Annotated in this window: 17 protein-coding genes; 14 read left to right on the top strand and 3 right to left on the bottom strand. The window is 41.0% G+C overall.

Features of this window, described 5'->3' with window-relative positions:
• The first annotated feature begins 24 nt into the window (after positions 1–24).
• The 12 genes from flhF (at position 25) to SJ2017_RS14820 (ending at position 11174) form a co-directional block, all read left to right on the top strand.
• Positions 25–1413, top strand: coding sequence for a flagellar biosynthesis GTPase FlhF (gene flhF, locus SJ2017_RS14875; RefSeq protein ID WP_080916244.1), 1389 nt, complete (start codon positions 25–27; stop codon positions 1411–1413).
• Between the two features lie 4 nt (positions 1414–1417).
• Entirely contained in the window at positions 1418–2299 is an 882-nt protein-coding gene (locus SJ2017_RS14870; protein WP_055025014.1) for a MinD/ParA family protein, read from the top strand.
• Positions 2292–3011, top strand: coding sequence for an RNA polymerase sigma factor FliA (locus SJ2017_RS14865; protein ID WP_055025013.1), 720 nt, complete (start codon positions 2292–2294; stop codon positions 3009–3011). The genes SJ2017_RS14870 and SJ2017_RS14865 overlap by 8 nt, the downstream gene beginning before the upstream one ends.
• A 41-nt stretch (positions 3012–3052) precedes the next feature.
• The gene (cheY, locus tag SJ2017_RS14860; RefSeq protein WP_080916243.1) at positions 3053–3436 is read left to right on the top strand and encodes a chemotaxis response regulator CheY; all 384 of its coding nucleotides are present in this window, start codon (positions 3053–3055) and stop codon (positions 3434–3436) included.
• A 14-nt stretch (positions 3437–3450) separates the two neighbouring features.
• Positions 3451–4188, top strand: a complete 738-nt coding sequence (locus SJ2017_RS14855; protein WP_055025011.1) for a protein phosphatase CheZ — start codon at positions 3451–3453, stop codon at positions 4186–4188.
• Positions 4189–4204: 16 nt separating this feature from the next.
• Complete coding sequence (locus tag SJ2017_RS14850) at positions 4205–6511, top strand: chemotaxis protein CheA (protein WP_055025010.1); 2307 nt, start codon at positions 4205–4207, stop codon at positions 6509–6511.
• Positions 6512–6535: 24 nt separating this feature from the next.
• A complete protein-coding gene (locus SJ2017_RS14845; RefSeq protein WP_080916242.1) occupies positions 6536–7675 on the top strand; it encodes a protein-glutamate methylesterase/protein-glutamine glutaminase in 1140 nt (379 codons plus the stop codon).
• Between the two features lie 13 nt (positions 7676–7688).
• Positions 7689–8138 (top strand): membrane anchored protein in chemotaxis locus, encoded by a 450-nt coding sequence (locus tag SJ2017_RS14840; RefSeq protein ID WP_244899702.1) that lies wholly within the window; start codon positions 7689–7691, stop codon positions 8136–8138.
• Between the two features lie 41 nt (positions 8139–8179).
• Positions 8180–8971: a ParA family protein gene (locus SJ2017_RS14835; protein WP_080916240.1), complete on the top strand. Its 792-nt coding sequence runs from the start codon at positions 8180–8182 to the stop codon at positions 8969–8971.
• The gene (locus SJ2017_RS14830; protein ID WP_080916239.1) at positions 8955–10187 is read left to right on the top strand and encodes a chemotaxis protein CheW; all 1233 of its coding nucleotides are present in this window, start codon (positions 8955–8957) and stop codon (positions 10185–10187) included. Before SJ2017_RS14835 ends, SJ2017_RS14830 begins: the two co-directional genes overlap by 17 nt.
• Before the next feature lie 8 nt (positions 10188–10195).
• Positions 10196–10690: a chemotaxis protein CheW gene (locus tag SJ2017_RS14825; RefSeq protein WP_055025005.1), complete on the top strand. Its 495-nt coding sequence runs from the start codon at positions 10196–10198 to the stop codon at positions 10688–10690.
• Between the two features lie 85 nt (positions 10691–10775).
• A complete protein-coding gene (locus tag SJ2017_RS14820; protein ID WP_080916238.1) occupies positions 10776–11174 on the top strand; it encodes a DUF2802 domain-containing protein in 399 nt (132 codons plus the stop codon).
• Between the two features lie 12 nt (positions 11175–11186).
• Here SJ2017_RS14820 and SJ2017_RS14815 read toward each other — a convergent pair whose 3' ends face one another.
• Positions 11187–11486 carry an EscU/YscU/HrcU family type III secretion system export apparatus switch protein gene (locus tag SJ2017_RS14815; protein WP_055025003.1) on the bottom strand — a complete coding sequence of 100 codons (300 nt, stop codon included), beginning with the start codon at positions 11484–11486 and terminating at the stop codon, positions 11187–11189.
• A gap of 91 nt (positions 11487–11577) precedes the next feature.
• Positions 11578–13722 carry a hypothetical protein gene (locus SJ2017_RS14810; protein WP_080916237.1) on the bottom strand — a complete coding sequence of 715 codons (2145 nt, stop codon included), beginning with the start codon at positions 13720–13722 and terminating at the stop codon, positions 11578–11580.
• A gap of 386 nt (positions 13723–14108) precedes the next feature.
• On the opposite strand from SJ2017_RS14810, the gene SJ2017_RS14805 reads away from it, so the two are divergent.
• Together SJ2017_RS14805 and SJ2017_RS14800 are read left to right on the top strand one after the other, a co-directional pair.
• Positions 14109–14894: an MlaA family lipoprotein gene (locus SJ2017_RS14805; RefSeq protein WP_080916236.1), complete on the top strand. Its 786-nt coding sequence runs from the start codon at positions 14109–14111 to the stop codon at positions 14892–14894.
• Between the two features lie 49 nt (positions 14895–14943).
• The gene (locus SJ2017_RS14800; protein WP_055025000.1) at positions 14944–16089 is read left to right on the top strand and encodes a response regulator; all 1146 of its coding nucleotides are present in this window, start codon (positions 14944–14946) and stop codon (positions 16087–16089) included.
• A 148-nt stretch (positions 16090–16237) separates the two neighbouring features.
• Here the strand turns inward: SJ2017_RS14800 and SJ2017_RS14795 are convergent, their stop codons facing one another.
• Positions 16238–17710 (bottom strand): peptide MFS transporter, encoded by a 1473-nt coding sequence (locus tag SJ2017_RS14795; RefSeq protein WP_080916235.1) that lies wholly within the window; start codon positions 17708–17710, stop codon positions 16238–16240.
• Positions 17711–18086 lie beyond the last annotated feature (376 nt).

Here is an 18086-nt window from a genome sequence, read left to right as displayed (position 1 = left end):
CTTTCTGTTTGAAAGAGGTGTTAAGTGAAAATTAAACGATTTTTTGCCAAAGACATGCGTTCAGCATTAGCTCAAGTGAAAGACACCTTGGGGTCAGATGCTGTGATCATGTCAAATAAGAAAGTCACTGGTGGTATAGAAATTGTTGCAGCTGTTGATTACGACGAGCCAAAAGCTGATGTTGCAGTGAACTTACCTGTTCCTGGTTTTATGGACGTGAGTGATGACCAAGTTTCGTTAGGAATCAACAAGCCATCAGTTAAAGCCCAGACCAAAGTGAGCCCACCACCAGCGGCAGACTCTCTGCAAGCGTTATTAGAAAAGCAGCATAATCGTTTACAGCAACAGATGACTCAGCGAGTAGAAGAAACGGAATTACCTGATTGGGCAAAACAGCTTCAAGATACTAAAGCCGCTAAAGCTGACAGTAAACCGCAGCCGCAATTCGACCAACCAAGAAGTTCATCAAGAAATCATAGTCAATCTGAAGAAATGGAAGCCATGCGCGAAGAAATGGCGTCATTACGAGGATTGTTGACCCATCAAGTTTCATCATTGATGAAGGATCAGAAAAAACGTACAGACCCAGTTGGGGCTATGCTTGAAAGTAAACTCATTAATGCTGAGTTTTCTCCTGCTGTTGCCGCAAAATTAGCAGGGCTTAGTCAACAATATACCCCAGCAGATTTGGTTAGAGCACTACCACAGAGTTTAGCGAATTTATTAGATAATCAAGGTGATGATATTGTGCGCACTGGTGGCGTTGTTGCTTTTGTTGGTCCAACAGGTGTTGGAAAAACGACCTCACTAGCAAAACTAGCTGCTCGATTTGCTGCACATCATGGCCCAGAGCAAGTTGCATTAATTACAACCGATCATTATCGTATTGGAGCCTTTGAGCAATTAGCAACTTATGGCAAAATAATGGGCTGTCCTGTTAAACAGGCACATGATTTAGCTGAATTAGAACAAATTCTTTATCAGTTTAAGAATCGTAAGTTAGTATTAATAGATACTGCAGGTATGGGACAACGTGATTTACGCCTATATCAGCAATTAGATGATTTAATGGCAAATACAAGAATACCGATTAGAAGTTATTTAGTCATGTCAGCAACTTCACAACGCAGAGTGTTACAAGATGCAGTTGAGCATTTTAAACGCATCCCGTTATCGGGAGTTATTTTGACAAAACTAGATGAATCCGTATCGATTGCCGGCGCATTAAGTGTATTGATTCAAAATGGGTTACCATTAAGTTATGTAACTGATGGTCAACGTGTTCCAGAAGATATGCAAGTTGCAGATACGCTAATGTTAGCAAAACAAGCGTTAGCAGCATTAAACGACACCAAACCTCAAACGTCACCTGACACTGCGTGGTCAAATGACATGGCCTACGCATTCGAGTAAAAATATGACCCGAGATCAAGCAAGTGGTTTACGTATGATGAATCAACCAAATAACGACAAAGTAAAAGTAATCGCAGTAAGTGGCGGTAAAGGCGGCGTGGGTAAAACCAGTGTGTCAATTAATACAGCTGTTGCCCTTGCAGAGAAAGGTAAACGAGTACTCGTACTTGATGCCGATTTAGGCTTAGCGAACGTCGATGTGATGCTCGGTATTCGAGCTGAACGTAACTTATCTCATGTACTGTCTGGCGAAGCTGAACTGGATGATATTATCGTTCGTGGTCCTAAAGGGATCGGTATTGTACCGGCCACTTCAGGTACACAAGCGATGGTTGAATTGACTCAAGCTCAGCACGTTGGACTAATTCGTGCTTTCAGCGAAATGAAAACCCAGTTTGATGTACTGATTGTCGATACGGCAGCAGGTATTTCAGATATGGTGTTAAGTTTCTCTCGTGCTTCACAAGATGTATTGATTGTGGTTTGTGATGAACCGACATCAATTACCGATGCATATGCCTTGATAAAAATTCTGAGTCGTGAACATGGTGTGTTCCGGTTCAAAATTGTAGCAAATATGGTACGAAGTTTACGCGAAGGTATGGAGTTATTTGCCAAACTGAGTAAAGTAACCGATAGATTCTTAGATGTGGCTTTAGAATTGGTTGCTACGGTGCCATTCGATGAGAACTTACGTAAGTCTGTACGTAAACAAAAATTAGTTATCGAAGCCTTTCCTAAGTCTCCTGCGGCCATTGCATACCATGGTTTAGCGAATAAAATTATGAGCTGGCCGATACCGCAACAGCCTGGTGGACATCTTGAATTTTTTGTTGAACGTTTAGTTCAGCGTAAAGATCCACAAGAGGATACTACGAGTGAATAAAGCCGCCGCGTATACTCAGTTTGATAATAAAACTTCAATTGTTGAACAGTATGCTCCGTTGGTAAAAAGAATTGCACATCACATGCTAGCAAGGCTGCCAGCATCAGTGCAATTAGATGACTTATTACAAGCAGGGATGATGGGGTTGCTAGAAGCATCAACGAAGTTTGATGGAAGCAAAGGGGCAAAATTTGAAACCTTTGCAGGCATCAGAATTCGTGGCTCTATGATTGATGAAATCCGTCGCGGAGACTGGGTTCCTCGTTCTGTGCACCGTAATCAGCGCCGAGTGGCTCAGGTTATTGATGAACTAGGACAAGAACTTGGCCGTGATGCTAGAGATACCGAAATTGCTGAAAAGCTAGAAATGACATTAGAAGAATATCACCATATTCTCAATGATGTGTCAGTCGGTAAAGTCATCGGAATAGAAGATCTTGGTGTTTCTGAAGATGTGATTGTAAGTGAGGAAACAACTCACGATGAAAATTTTGATTCCTTAGCTGAAACTCAGTTTAAATCTGCGTTAGCCGAAGCAATTACAACATTACCCGAAAGAGATGCGTTAGTTTTGTCGCTATATTATGACGAAGCATTAAATTTAAAAGAAATCGGTGCCATTCTTGAGGTCAGCGAGTCGCGTGTTAGCCAGATATTAAGTCAGGCAATGCTGCGTCTTAAAGGCAAGCTTAAGCATTGGACACAGGTATAATTATTAATAAAAGCACAGTGTGAAGCTCACCGGAGGAAACCTTGGACAAGAATATGAAGATTCTTATTGTTGATGACTTTTCAACAATGAGACGCATCATCAAGAACTTGTTGCGAGACTTGGGGTTTAATAATACCCAAGAAGCAGATGATGGCTCAACCGCCTTACCAATGTTACAAAAAAGCGAATTTGATTTTGTTGTCACTGACTGGAATATGCCAGGCATGCAAGGAATTGATTTGCTAAAGGCTATTCGTGCTGATGATTCATTAAAACATTTACCTGTTTTAATGGTGACCGCAGAAGCAAAACGCGAACAAATTATCGCAGCAGCGCAAGCTGGTGTGAATGGTTATGTTGTTAAACCGTTTACCGCTGCAACGCTAAAAGAAAAACTCGATAAAATCTTTGAGCGTTTAGCATAAGCTAAGGATAAGTTATGCAGGCAGCAATATCGGGGTTAATCGACCTTGAGCAAGCCAAGCAGCTCGTAGCACTACTTGAAGATGGACAACAAGAACAAGCTGATGACGTCATTCGTGACTTATCAGCGCCGCTTCAAAGAGAGTTGTTTGATGAAGTGGGTAAATTGACACGTCAATTACACAGTTCATTAAATGAATTCCAATTAGATACGCGTTTAGCCGAACTTGCCAACAACGAAATACCTGACGCAAAAGAAAGATTGAACTTTGTCATCGATATGACAGAGCAAGCTGCAAATAAAACCATGGATGCAGTTGAAGAATGTTTACCTTTGGCCGATACAATAATAAATAACATTCAATCGGTCACGCCAATGTGGGATAAATTGATGCGTAGAGACATTGCTCTTAATGAGTTTAAGGCTCTGTGTCATGACGTTCAACATATCATGTCTCATAGCGAACATGACTCAAGTCGATTAAGAGAATTGCTCAATCAGATATTGATGGCGCAAGATTTCCAAGACTTAACCGGGCAAATGATCCGTCGTGTTATTGATTTAGTCAGAGAAGTGGAAAGCAGTTTAGTGTCAATGCTAACCATCTTTGGCGAAAATGCAGCTGACTCGGCACGGGTCGTTGATGAAAATAAAATTGAAGCAGAAGGCCCTATCTTGAATGCTGAAACACGTGAAGACGTGGTGACTGGCCAAGATGAAGTGGATGATCTGCTCTCAAGTCTGGGTTTCTAACTAGGAGTCAAATTTAATGTCTTTTGATGTTGATGAAGAGATACTCCAGGACTTTTTAATTGAAGCTGGTGAAATTTTAGAGCTTCTGCAAGAGCAACTTGTCGCTCTTGAAAATAATCCTGATGATGCTGATTTACTGAATGCTATTTTTAGAGGGTTCCACACTGTTAAAGGTGGTGCTGGATTTTTAAGTTTAGGCCCAATGGTCGATGTGTGTCATGAGGCAGAAAATACCTTTGACTTACTAAGAACGGGCAAGCGCCAAGTAAATGCAGAATTAATGGATATTATTCTGCAAGCAGTTGATGCCATCAACAGCATGTTCGAACAAACTCAACAAGGTCAGCAACAAGATGATGCTGATCCTGAGTTGTTGGAAAAACTCAAATTATTAAGTTCTGGTGAGCCTTTACCATCAGAGCTTGCTGGCAGCGCAACTCATGCCGATCATGAAGTTGAAGTTGTCGAAGAATTTATTGAATCAATTTCTGAAGACGTTGTAGAGACTGTTGAAGAACCTGCAGTTGAAGCACAACTTGATGACGAAATCTCAGATGCGTCAGGCTCTATTGATGATATCGACGAAAGTGAATTCGAAGCTTTACTTGATGCACTTCATGGTGAAGGAAAAAGTCCAACGTCTCAAGTTGAGCCTGAACCTGCAATTGCGCCAGTTGCTGAATCTGAACCAGCTGCCAGCAGCGATGAAATCACCGATGATGAATTTGAAGCGCTATTAGATGAGCTTCATGGTTCAAGTGGTTTTAATGCCGCGCCAACAGCGAAAGCGACTCCTGCGCCAGTTGAACAAGAACCTGCCGTAGATGCCGATGATATTACTGATGACGAATTTGAAAAGTTATTAGATGAGTTGCATGGAAAGGGGTCTGCACCAGCGGCCGTTAAACCTGCAGCAACAGCATCGACATCCTCAAAGCCTGCTTCATCATCAACAAGCTCATCGCCATCAAACGCAAGTCAGTCAGCTGCAGATAAAGCGCAAACTACCCAAGCTAAAGCTGCTGAACCAGTTGCAACTCCTGCAGCTAAAGTAGAGAAAGCTGCTCCGGTTGCAAAAGCGCCAGCAGCGCCTAAAGCAGCTGTGGCTAAGAAGGCAGAGCCTGCAAAAGCGCAAATGCCTCAAGGTGAGACAACTGTTCGCGTAGATACCTCGAGACTCGACCAAATTATGAATATGGTCGGTGAGTTGGTTCTGGTTAGAAATCGATTAGTGAGTTTAGGTATTTCTCGCGATGACGAAGAGATGTCTAAAGCTTTAGCTAACCTCGATCTTGTTACTGCTGACCTTCAAGGCGCAGTGATGAAAACTCGTATGCAACCGATCAAGAAAGTGTTTGGTCGCTTCCCTCGAGTTGTACGTGATTTAGCGAGAACATTAAATAAAGAAATTGATTTAGTCATGGTGGGTGAAGATACCGACCTTGATAAAAACTTGGTTGAAGCATTAGCCGATCCTTTAGTTCACTTGGTGAGAAACTCAGTGGATCATGGTATTGAAATGCCTATCACTCGTGAAGCCAATGGCAAGTCACGTGCAGGTACAATTACCCTGTCGGCAAGCCAAGAAGGTGACCATATTCTTCTTAAAATTGAAGATGATGGCGCTGGAATGGATGCTGATAAGTTAAAAGAAATTGCTATTAGTCGTGGTGTATTGGATGAAGATTCAGCCGCTAGAATGACTGATAATGAAGCTTATAACTTGATTTTCGCACCAGGCTTTTCGACCAAAGTTGAAATTTCAGACATCTCCGGCCGTGGTGTTGGTATGGATGTCGTTAAAACACGTATTACCCAGCTTAACGGAACCGTACATATTGATTCAGTGAAGGGTAAAGGCACCATTTTAGAAATTAAAGTGCCACTGACTTTAGCAATTATGCCAACCTTGATGGTGGATGTGGCTAAACAAGTCTTTGCCTTACCGTTATCAAGTGTTAACGAGATTTTCCATCTCGATCTAACTAAAACAAATGTAGTAGATGGTCAATTAACTGTCATTGTGCGTGATAAAGCGGTACCGCTATTCTATCTAGAGCAATGGTTACATCGAAATAAAACCAACTTTACTCACGGTGATAAGCAGCAAGGCCATGTAGTGATTGTTCAATTAGGGACAATGCAAATTGGTTTTGTCGTTGACGCCTTGATCGGCCAAGAAGAAGTCGTGATTAAACCTCTTGGCAGTATGTTACAAGGTACGCCAGGAATGGCTGGGGCAACAATTACTTCTGATGGTGGTATTGCACTTATTTTAGATGTACCTGGATTGCTGAAATATTACGCCAAGAATAAGAAGTAAGAGTTCCAATTTTTAAGGACTTAAATGGCTACCAAAGTATTAGTTGTAGATGACTCAAGTTTCTTTAGACGACGGGTCAGTGAGATTGTTAATCAAGATCCTGACCTAGAAGTTGTTGGTGTTGCAGTTAATGGCAAAGAAGCCATTGAGATGACTGAGAAGCTTAAGCCTCAAGTGATTACTATGGATATTGAAATGCCTGTTATGGACGGTATTACTGCCGTGCGCCATATCATGGCTTCGAATCCAACACCGATCTTAATGTTTTCATCATTAACCCATGATGGTGCGCAGGCGACGCTTGATGCATTAGATGCGGGTGCATTAGACTTTTTACCTAAACGATTTGAAGATATCGCATCTAATAAAGATGATGCGATTAAGCTACTACAACAAAGGGTAAAAGCGTTAGGTCGTAGAAGACTGTATAAACCTATAGCTCGTGCCAATGCGACTACTCGTCCGTTGACTAGTCATTCAACAGGCAAGCCTACTAGTTCGCTGACATCACTGCGTTCAAAAACGAGTGGAGCTAGCGAACAACCAGTTAATGCCGCATCTGTGTCATCCATTCGAGCAAGTGGTAAAAAATATAAAGCATTGCTAATTGGCACATCGACAGGTGGTCCAGTCGCACTGCAGAAAATTTTGACCTCATTTCCAGCTAGTTATCCTCATCCAATATTGCTAATTCAACATATGCCTGCTGCTTTTACTCCAGCATTTGCCAGTCGACTTAATAGCTTATGTAAAATTGACGTGAAAGAAGCACAAACTGGCGATACCTTGAAACCCGGTTGTGCGTATTTAGCGCCAGGTGGCATGCAATTGATGATAGAAAAAGCGGGGGCGCTAGGGCGATTAAAAGTGATTGCAGGTAATGCTGACATGAACTACAAACCCAGTGTCGATATTACCTTTGCTTCTGCTTCAAAAGCATTTGGCAGCGATGTTATGGCCGTTGTGCTAACAGGAATGGGAGCAGATGGCCGTGAAGGTGCTAGAATGTTAAAGGCCGCTGGTGCCACTATTTGGGCGCAAGATGAGGCGAGTTGTGTTGTTTATGGCATGCCTCAAGCCGTTACATCAGCGGGAATATCATCACACTCTATAGCCTTAGATAATATGGCTGAAGCGATTATGAAAGAGACAGCTCGTGGCTAAAGCGAGCCATTCAATGTCGACCCAGCACATGCTTGTCGTGTTTTTGTTGGTTATTGGAGTGATTGCACTTGGTGCACTTTATTTTGATCTTGCTAAAGAAAATCGACAATTAACAAAACAAGTAGAAGAGCTTAAAGCATCACAAGTATTATTGATGGTACCCGATGAGCAGGCTGCAGATATTGCCAATTGGTTAGCGAAATACCCTGATCAAACTAAAGCTTTGGCGGCAAGAGCGGCTGATGGAGAAGGAATAACAATGACGTTTGGCCCAGGGAGTGATGCGGTTTCATCACAGCCCGCGGCAAACACTAATGCTGAGCAGCAATTTTCAAACTCAGTCATTTCAAACGGAGTTGTAACTGAAAATGCACAAGGTGTGAAAGTGATTACCTTACCCCATGGGGGGATCAGAGTTACCACGCGTGAGGCTGAGCCTAGTAATAGCAATAACAAACAATAACAATAATATAGTGCAAACACTTATGAGTAATGAGGCGTGATTTGAAAGTATGGACAATTGCTAATCAAAAGGGTGGTGTCGGCAAAACCACAACGGTGGCAAGTTTAGCGGGTGCGTTAGTAAAACGTGGCCAAAAAGTGCTTATGATTGACACGGATCCTCATGCTTCATTGGGTTACTATCTCGGCATTGATTCAGAAGAAATCCCAAGCTCACTATATGATATTTTCCTTTCACATAAGACCCTTACTCTTGAAAGTGTTGAAAAGCATATCGTCCCCACATCCATAGATGGATTGGATATTATTCCTGCTTCAATGGCCCTTGCTACCCTAGATAGAGCGCTCGGTCATCAAGAGGGGGTGGGGTTAGTACTTAGAAATGTGACCTCGTTACTTGCAGATAAATACGATGTGGCTATCATCGACTGTCCACCTATTTTAGGGGTGTTGATGGTCAATGCATTGGCTGCGAGCCAGCATATCGTTATTCCTGTGCAAACAGAATTTCTGGCGATTAAAGGCTTAGAACGTATGGTTAAAACAATGGGGTTAATGGGGCGTTCTAAAAAAACGACCTATAGTTTTACCATTTTACCTACCATGTTCGATAGAAGAACCAAAGCATCACCTATTGCATTGCAGTCGTTAGAGGAAAAATATCCTGATACCTTGTGGCCAGATGTTATTCCTGTCGATACTAAGTTTAGAGATGCGAGTCTTGCGCATGTCCCTGCTTCTCACTATTCCCCGAGCAGCCGAGGTATGAAAGCTTATAATCGACTATTAGATTTTTTGCTCGCCAAGGAGTTTAAGCATGTCAAAATCGGTTGACGAAACTGTTTTTGATTTTTTTTCTGTTTTATTACAAGAAGCTCTAGAAGAGCCGGCAGGCTTAGCTGACTCCGAAACTCCCTTATCTAATTCAACAACTGCTAAAACAGACAATGCAACTAACTCCATTGCCGCAACGAAAAAGACTATTGATACTCACGAGGCATCAGTAAATGAAAAAACAGCAGCTAACCCTCGAGATATCAATTCAGTAGATTTCAAGAAAAAGCACAGCAAAGTGGTACACAAGCCTGTCGCTCCAATTGACGATGTTCCGCAGCTCAACGAGGCTAGGGTTGCTGGCACATCACAACAGAGCAAAGCGTTTGCTGAACCTCCAGTTGATAAAGCGGCTTTATCTAAATTACTTTCAGCCGTGTCGAAACATGCTGAACCAGCCGTTAGTGCAACGATTAAGAAGCAAGGTGTTGTCGAGCCAACATTAGAAAAAGCACAAGAAAATCTTGCTGCGGATATTAAACAACCTTCAAGTAGCAAGGTTCAAGATGATATTAAATTAAAAGCACAGTTATTGAGGGAAAAGCTTAGCCAAGCAAGCCCAGAAACTCAGGCAAACAGCCTAGATAAAAAAATTGACACTTCTGGCGCATCTGTCAGTAAAGTATCTGAAAAAACTGCCGATATATCATTAAAGAAAAACCATTCAAGGGAAGACACCCTTGATAGTAAACGAGAGTCATCTCCTGCTTTACAAACTGGAGCAACACCACCAAGTGTCACTCAAAACTTGCAAGAAGTGCTTGATAATGAGTTTCAGGTACTGTTTTTTAATGTTGCAGGGCTGACACTTGCTGTGCCATTGGTAAGTCTAGGTGGTATTGTTAAAATAGAGCATATTAGTCATCTAATAGGTCGCCCGGATTGGTTTTTAGGAGTACAAACACGCAGGGAGCAAAAAGTTAACGTAGTGGATAGTTGCCGCTGGGTTATGCCAGAGAAATACACTAAAGAATTGGCTGAAAGCGTAGATTATCAGTATTTAGTAATGCTAGAAGACAGTGATTGGGGCTTGGCTTGTGAGTCATTAGTTAACGCTGTAAAAATAGATAAATCACAAGTTAATTGGCGTGAAAAACCTGGTAAGCGTCCGTGGCTTGCTGGTGTGGTAAAAGAACAAATGTGTGGCATTTTAAACGTGCAAGCGCTTATTGAAATGCTAGATGCAGGATTAGGTTGTCAAGATTCGATTGACTGAGGTTATTTATGACAGACTCAAGAAATGTAGCAGCGGTTGCTACGGGTAAAGAAGATGTAGTTTTACAGTGGGTAACATTTAAGTTAGATAATGAAACCTACGGCATTAATGTGATGCAAGTACAAGAGGTGTTACGTTACACTGAAATCGCCCCTGTACCAGGTGCGCCATTATATGTACTGGGTATTATTAATCTTCGTGGTAATGTGGTTACTGTTATTGATACACGCTCGCGCTTTGGCCTTGATTCGGCTGAGGTCGATGACTCGTCTCGTATCGTTATCATTGAAGCTGAAAAACAAGTTATTGGTATTTTAGTGGATAGCGTTGCTGAAGTCGTTTACTTACGCCGCTCTGAAATTGATAATGCACCGAATGTCGGCACTGAAGAAAGTGCTAAATTTATCCAAGGTGTGAGCAACCGTGACAATGAGTTACTTATTTTAGTCGACTTAGATAAATTATTATCGGATGATGAGTGGGCTGAAATCACTCAGTTATAGTGTTAACGCTATACCAATGAAAGCCAGCATTATTTTTTGCTGGCTTTTGTGTTTTAATGACTAAAAAATTTACCAAGGAAAATAAATGTCACAAGAGTTGCTGATTCTTATCGTTATTATTGTTGTTGCAGGGGCAATTTTTTGGACTGTGTTTAGTAAAAAAACAGCTAAGCTGCAAAGCAAAGTTGATGCACTTACCTTGTTAGTTAAAGAAAATGATCGACAGCGCGAGTCGGTCAAGCGCGAGCTGCAAGAGCTAAGAAGTGGCACTATAGGGGTAGGTAAAAGAGTATTAGAACTCGAGCAAAAGATTGCTAAACAATCAGATATGATTGAAGAGGCCAGTCAGCAAGATCCCCAGTCTAAGTTATATTCTCGCGCATTAAAAATGGTGGGGTTAGGCGCTGGGGTACAAGAATTAATGGAAGAATGTGAATTACCGAAAGCCGAAGCTGAACTTATCATTCGTTTACATAAAAAATAGCGTACATTGTCATTAGGCTTTATCTAGGATCCTTTGATGAAGGTTGTTCCATTGCTCAGGAAATTTACCATCTAGCATATAGACAAATGCAATGAGCTCTGCGATTAGCGTGTAGAGCTCTTTGGGAACTTCTTCACCTAGCTCTAGCAATTGTAAAAACTCACTTAAATGCTCATCCTGATGGATATAAACCCCCGTTGCTTCTGCTAAAGCAATGATTTCTTGCGCGACTAAATCCTTGCCTGTTGCTGTTACTTTTGGCGCTTCTTTTCCATCAAAGCTCAACGCAACCGCTTTCTTAATCTTACTCATACATATCCTATTCTTTATTTTGCTTTCAATTAAAAACGTGTTTTGACTAAACACTGATTTCACTTGTACTGGTTTTACTCTCCCAGCTTTATTAAGCGTTGGTTTTCACCAAGTAATGGTCGCCAGGTAATAAGGTCGCGGCAACTGGGGCTACAGTGGTTTTTATCTCTCGCGCTTGTAAGCCTGCTTGGTTTATTTTTTCAGCTAAAGCTTCTTGAAATGAATCCACTTTTGACAAAATAGCAGGATTGTCACCAGTGAAGGCTAAGTCTAGGTACTCACCTTGTTTATGGGCATTAATTAGTAATGGGCCGTGGGCAAGGTTAAACTTAAGCTGAAGACGCCAACCTTGCTGTTTTTCATCTTCATCCTTAGCTGCGGACTGTTCAAATTTGCCTTCAAACTGCTCATTTCTTTGCCCAATAGAATAAGGTAAAGCAAAGTACCAAGTCTGCGTTTGACTGTTTTCATTACTGGCTTGTTGGTAAAGGTTCACACTTGATGCAAATTTAGTGAGTGATTCTAAGCTGCCCGCTTTATCTAATGCTGCTAGCATCGGATGATTGGCGGTCATTGAACTAACAACTTTCTGTTGTAATTTAGCCATATAGTTTTGCAGCTTCGGGCTCATACTGGTATTAACACTTTTGAGTTTAAATCCGAGCAATAATTGAAATAGACTTGTTATTGCTCCGCCCATTAGTGTGCTATTTGGAATAGATGCTGTCTGGCTCAGGTTAAGGTTTGCAAGTTGTGTTAGTTCAGCCTTTAGAAGTTGAGGATTAACTAACTCAGTTATTGGCGATGGATCGAGCTTAGGCAGTATTTTTAATAGTTGTGATGCTAGGCTTTGTGATTGAGTAGTATCGGCTTGCTGAGAGGGCATTGCACCAGCTTTAGATAAATTTTGGTTTAGTACTTCAAATGGTGACTTACTATGACTAACTAGGCTATTACCAGCCACAGTGCTATTCGAGACTGTATTCGCCAAAGTTTCGCCAGTAAGTTTAGTTGCTGCGCAAATATGAGCGGCATCAAGCTTAGCTTGAGGGGTTAACTTATTCACCTGCGCAGTAATCGCAGCTATTTGCTCCTGCGTCACCCTCAAGCTCCCAGCATTGCTTGATTGGGCCATTTGCAGAATAAGGTTGGTGAGTTGTTTAAACTGATCTGGAGATAACGACGCCCCTTTAGATAATAATTGCGAAACATTGCTGTTGAGAAGGTCAATGCTTCTGTTATTGAAAGGGCTCGTTAATACATCTTTAATTTTTATAAACAACGCTTGTTCTTGATGGCTTTGTTTTGCAATCAACTCTGTAGAAGGTTTCTGCACTGGGTACATGGTTGTATTAGATTGTACCTGTCTGACATGACTATTCTCTATAGCTGCAGGCATGTGCTCAAGCTTTTTTAAAAATTGCGATAAGACCTGGACCGGCTCATTTCGAGTGATAATGCGTTGGTCTAATTGGGAGGTCAAGCTGGGCGCAGCCTTAGTACTCGCATCGGTAATATGGTCGACTTTTAGTGTCATTGGTACCGACTCTATAAGTCTTACTGGGCTTAATATGAGCTGCAGTTTGCCTGCGATCTGAGATACATAGGCAACTTGGGTACCACTAGGTAGTGTGGGTAATGTTGAAACAGTGACATTGGTGCCATTATCGAATCTCATTACATTGGTATTGATGTTTACAATTGGTAGCGGATAACCTTGTGGTCGAGATGCTAACGTCAAAAGCTGCTTGGATGAAATTCCATTTGAATAGGCAATATTTAAAATTTCATCCGGTAAGTTAAGCCTAACAGGCTGGCCTACAATGACAATTTGTTGTTGCCCTAGATTAACGGCTTGTGTTGGGCTTGGCTGTGTGCTGGTTGTCAACTGAGTGACTTGCTCGGCGCTAATCATGACTTTAGCGCCAGCCTGCAACAGTTGGTTGACTTGCAGGCTCGGTTTAAATTGTATCTGTTTACCTTTTATATCAAGTGTAACTTGACTTGGATTCGCTGCTGCTGGTTGAGGCTTATCCACTTGCGCACGACTTGTTGAAGAATTAGCTATTGGTTTATCAGCAATTATTTTAGCAGGAACCAGCACAGTACCTTGCTCTAATTGTGATGATGCTGGCCTTGACGAGGACGAGTCTAGACTGTGGGATTTAGCTGCATTTTTTAATGCGGCACCTACTTCACTTTTGTCTATATGTGCACTTGTTTTGATAGTTGTCATAACAGGGCAATAGCACCTTATAATATGTTCTATTACAATTTAATGGTTGATATCTTGTTGGCCACACGTATCCTTAAAAGTCATTGTGTAGCCTAATCGTAAGTCACTTGGTGGTATTTGTAACATTGCTAAACTTACAAATATTGACTTATTGTTTAAATAACTTTGTTATTTATCGTTGCCGATAAGCTCAATGAACAAGTTATAACCTCAGTGCTCTTTTATCGACTTACTAAGATTAAGCTTTAACACTATCAGCAAGAATATGATGATTTCCAACTTTCTTTGTAGTCTCTATTTGATCTCATCATATGTATATAACGTACTCATTAGTATCATAAATATTGTCATTTGCTGGTAGTTACTAATTCCCTAAAGAGAGATGTATGAAGTATAAATGGATGTTACTTTCTTTGATGTTGGGTAATTCGGTTTTTTTAGCGCACGCTGAAGAAGCTTCAACCAATGCACCTCAATCAACCGTAAAACCAGCAGTTGAAGTTATTTATAACGACCCAAGAGACCCCATTGAAGGTTTTAACCGTGCAATGTGGGACTTTAATTACTTGGTGCTAGACAGGCATTTATTTCGCCCCATAGCCCACGGCTACAACGACTATTTACCCTTACCCGTTAAATCAGGTGTCAATAACTTTGTACGTAACTTTGAAGAGCCAAGTTCACTTGTGAATAATGCATTACAAGGAAAATGGGGTTGGGCTGCCAATGCTGGTGGCCGCTTCACAGTTAATACCACCTTAGGTTTATTCGGCATCATTGATGTTGCTGACATGATGGGGATGGTAAGAAAACAAGATCAATTTAACGAAGTTTTGGGCTATTACGGTGTACCAAATGGGCCTTATTTTATGGCGCCTTTTTTTGGTCCCTATGTGACAAGGGAACTCGCCTCAGATTGGGTTGATGGTCTATACTTTCCTTTATCAGAGTTCTTGTTATGGCAGTCCATTTTGAAATGGGGTTTAAAAAACCTTGATTCTCGTGCTGCTGCTATTGATCAAGAACGCTTATTGGATAATGCGCTTGATCCATATACCTTTGTAAAAGAAGCCTATTTTCAGTATATGGATTATAAAGTTTATGACGGCAATGTGCCTTCAAAACAAGACGATGACGAGTTACTCGAAGAATACCTATTAGAGCTCGAGTAAACCTGCCGGACTAATTATTTCGCCGGTAGATAATCTGCCGGGGAAAAGTATGGCATTAACAGATGTCGCTGTGCTGTTAGTTGAAGATGATTCAGTTTTTAGGCAATTGTTGGCCGATTTTTTAGTCCAGCAAGGTGCCGTTGTATTCGAAGCCGCAGATGGTAACGAAGGTGTCAGTGAGTTTCAGGCTCATACTGTTGATATTGTGATTGCAGACTTGAGTATGCCTAAACTCGATGGGTTAGGGATGCTCAAGCAAATTATTAAAATTAATCCAGCAGTGCCTTCAATTGTCATTTCTGGAAACAATGTCATGGCCGATGTTGTTGAGGCTTTGCGATATGGCGCCAGTGATTATTTGGTTAAACCTTTGGCTGATTTTAGTATTATCGAACAAGCCATCTTGCAAGCTATTTCCCCACAAAACACGCAATTAGAACATCTCGATTTTAATGATAGTGACGCGGTGATTAATTCAGCGGCAAACATGAGTCAGGATTTATCCTACCAAGAGTTAACCGATAATTTCAGTTTGCTTGAACATAATTCAGAAGCGGCTAAAAGTGTTCAGCAGCAATTATTTCCTGCATCAAATGTGTGTTATCCATCAGCTAAAATTCATTATAGCCTCTGCAAAAATAGTGATGTCAGTGCCTACTTTATTGACTCAACGATGGTGGGTGACAATCACTTAATGATGTATATGGCTCATTTCCATCCCGAGGATAATCGTGCTGCATTTGGCTGCGTACTATTAAGAAGTTTCGTAAATCAAAAACTAAAGTTATTTAGAAATGGATTGAGCACCACACTCATTGAGCCGTTTAATATGTTGAGCTACCTAAATGACCGTATGGTTAATTCTGGCATTAATTTATTTGTAGATATTGTTTATGTCTGCATTGATTTAAGTAACTTTAGAGTGGCAATAGGGCAGGCTGGTAGCGGTTTACGCTGTTATTTACGTAATAATAATGGGCTTGCGCCATTGGCAATGTCTGAATCGTTACAGCTGGGAACTGTTGAATGGAATAAACCAAGTATGCAGTTTAGAACGTTAATGCCTGAAGAAAAAATTTGTATCGCCAGTAATATTAGTCAGCATCGTAATAAACTTTTGAATAATGAATTTGACGGATTATATTATGATGAAACTGTTCCTGCTGGTGGTTTTATTGAGTTAGCGGTTAACTAGTCGGTTACTAGTATAAGACAAGGTAGGTTTATTTTGGGCTGTTTCAAGTTTTTAAATAAGTGATAAGTCATTAGCTAACAAGCATTAAGAAAGTAAAAAACTAAAAACCTCGCAATTGCGAGGTTTTTAGCTTTTTAACACTTATCGATTAACTTGGTTTAATCGCTTCATGTTCAGCAGTAACAGCGATTTCTTCTGCTAATGCTTCTTCTTCGCTTTCATTGTGTCCTTCAGCGCCGCGCATCCAGTCAACGAGCTTGTCAGCCATGAAGTAAAGGATAATGCCTGATACAGCAGAAGTAATTGCGATACCAGCGAAAATGGCCATTGCATTAGCAAGTTGCTCTTCTTTTTCGCCACCATGACCAATGAATGAACCTACAATGCCGCCAACTTTGTTTGCAATAGCAACGAATAGGAACCAAGCACCCATCATTAGAGAAGCAATACGCAGTGGAGCAAGTTTAGTTACCATTGATAGACCGATTGGAGATAAACATAGTTCGCCCATAGTATGGAAGAAGTATGCACCTACAAGCCACCACATGCTTGATTTGGCATTGGCGTCACCGCCCATTTCTAATACCGCACCAATCATGAATAGGAAACCAATACCCAGTAATACTAAACCTAAAGCAAATTTTACAGGTGAGTTAGGCTCATTTTTACCAAGACGTACCCAAATAGAGGCTATCACTGGCGCAAAAATAACAATAAACATAGCGTTTAAAGACTGGAACCAAGTTGTTGGTACTTCCCAGCTACCAATCATACGGTCAGTAAAGTCATTAGTGAACAAGTTCATCAGACCACCAGCTTGCTCAAAGCCAGCCCAGAAGATAATGGTGAACAGACCCATAACCATAATCACTTTAATACGGTCACGCTCAACTTTAGTTAATGGCTCTTTACGTACATCACCTTTTTCTTTTTGCTTCTCTTTTTCAAGTTTTGCAGCAGGGTAGCGACCAATGTCACCTAATAATTTTTGCGCAAAAACAAATTGAATAATCAGTGAAAGTACCATACCGATACCTGCACACAAGAAGCCCATTTGGAAGTTACCATCGTAAGCTGCAACAACCGAACCAACAATGATACCTGAAAGGAATGCACCTACGTTGATACCCATATAGAAGATAGTAAATGCACCATCACGACGGTGATCACCTTCTTCATATAAGTCACCTACCATAGTAGAGATATTTGGCTTAAATAAGCCGTTACCAATGATAAGAGTAAATAGACCGATATAGAAAATAGTCGTTTCGGCACCCGGTGCCCAACTATGAGGAAATGCCAAAGTAAATTGACCAGCAGCCATTAATGCACCACCAATCATGATGGCTTTACGTTGACCTAAATAATTATCAGCTAACCAACCACCAATAAGCGGTGTTAAGTATACTAGACCTGTGAAAGTACCATAAAGAGAGATTGCATCTGCTTGTGTCCAACCAAGACCATGACCACCATCTGATTGAACCTTATCGACTAGATAGAGCACCAAAATGGCGCGCATTGCGTAGTAACTAAATCTTTCCCATAATTCTGTTGTAAACAGCAGGAAAAGCCCCTTGGGATGACCAAGCATGGTCCCCTGTGGTTTTGCATTGCTCATTAAGTCTTCCACCTTAAGCTTGTGATTGCCTGCGGGACAAGGGTCGCCACAGAAATTGTTGTCTGCAAATGGTGATTAATTTCAACGTATTGATTATTTAAGGGTCTACGCCCGTTAGTGTTTCAATTTAGTTGCTATAAAATTAATCACTTTGTTGTTTATTTATTATATTAAATGTCATCATTTTAAAGTTTTAATCATTAAAACCTCAAAAAGCTAACCTTATATACCCTTTAAAGGCCTTAAAAGTCAATGCTAATGCGACATCTGGCTCTGTAAATACTTGTATAAAATCACAACTTCGTTGGATTTTTAGATACCTTTGTTGATATTTGTAGTGGGTTTGTATTCGTTTAACGCTGGTGCAGGTTCAAGC

Source organism: Shewanella japonica, from assembly GCF_002075795.1.
Lineage (GTDB): Bacteria > Pseudomonadota > Gammaproteobacteria > Enterobacterales > Shewanellaceae > Shewanella > Shewanella japonica.
This window is presented reverse-complemented; position numbering and strand designations above follow the sequence as displayed.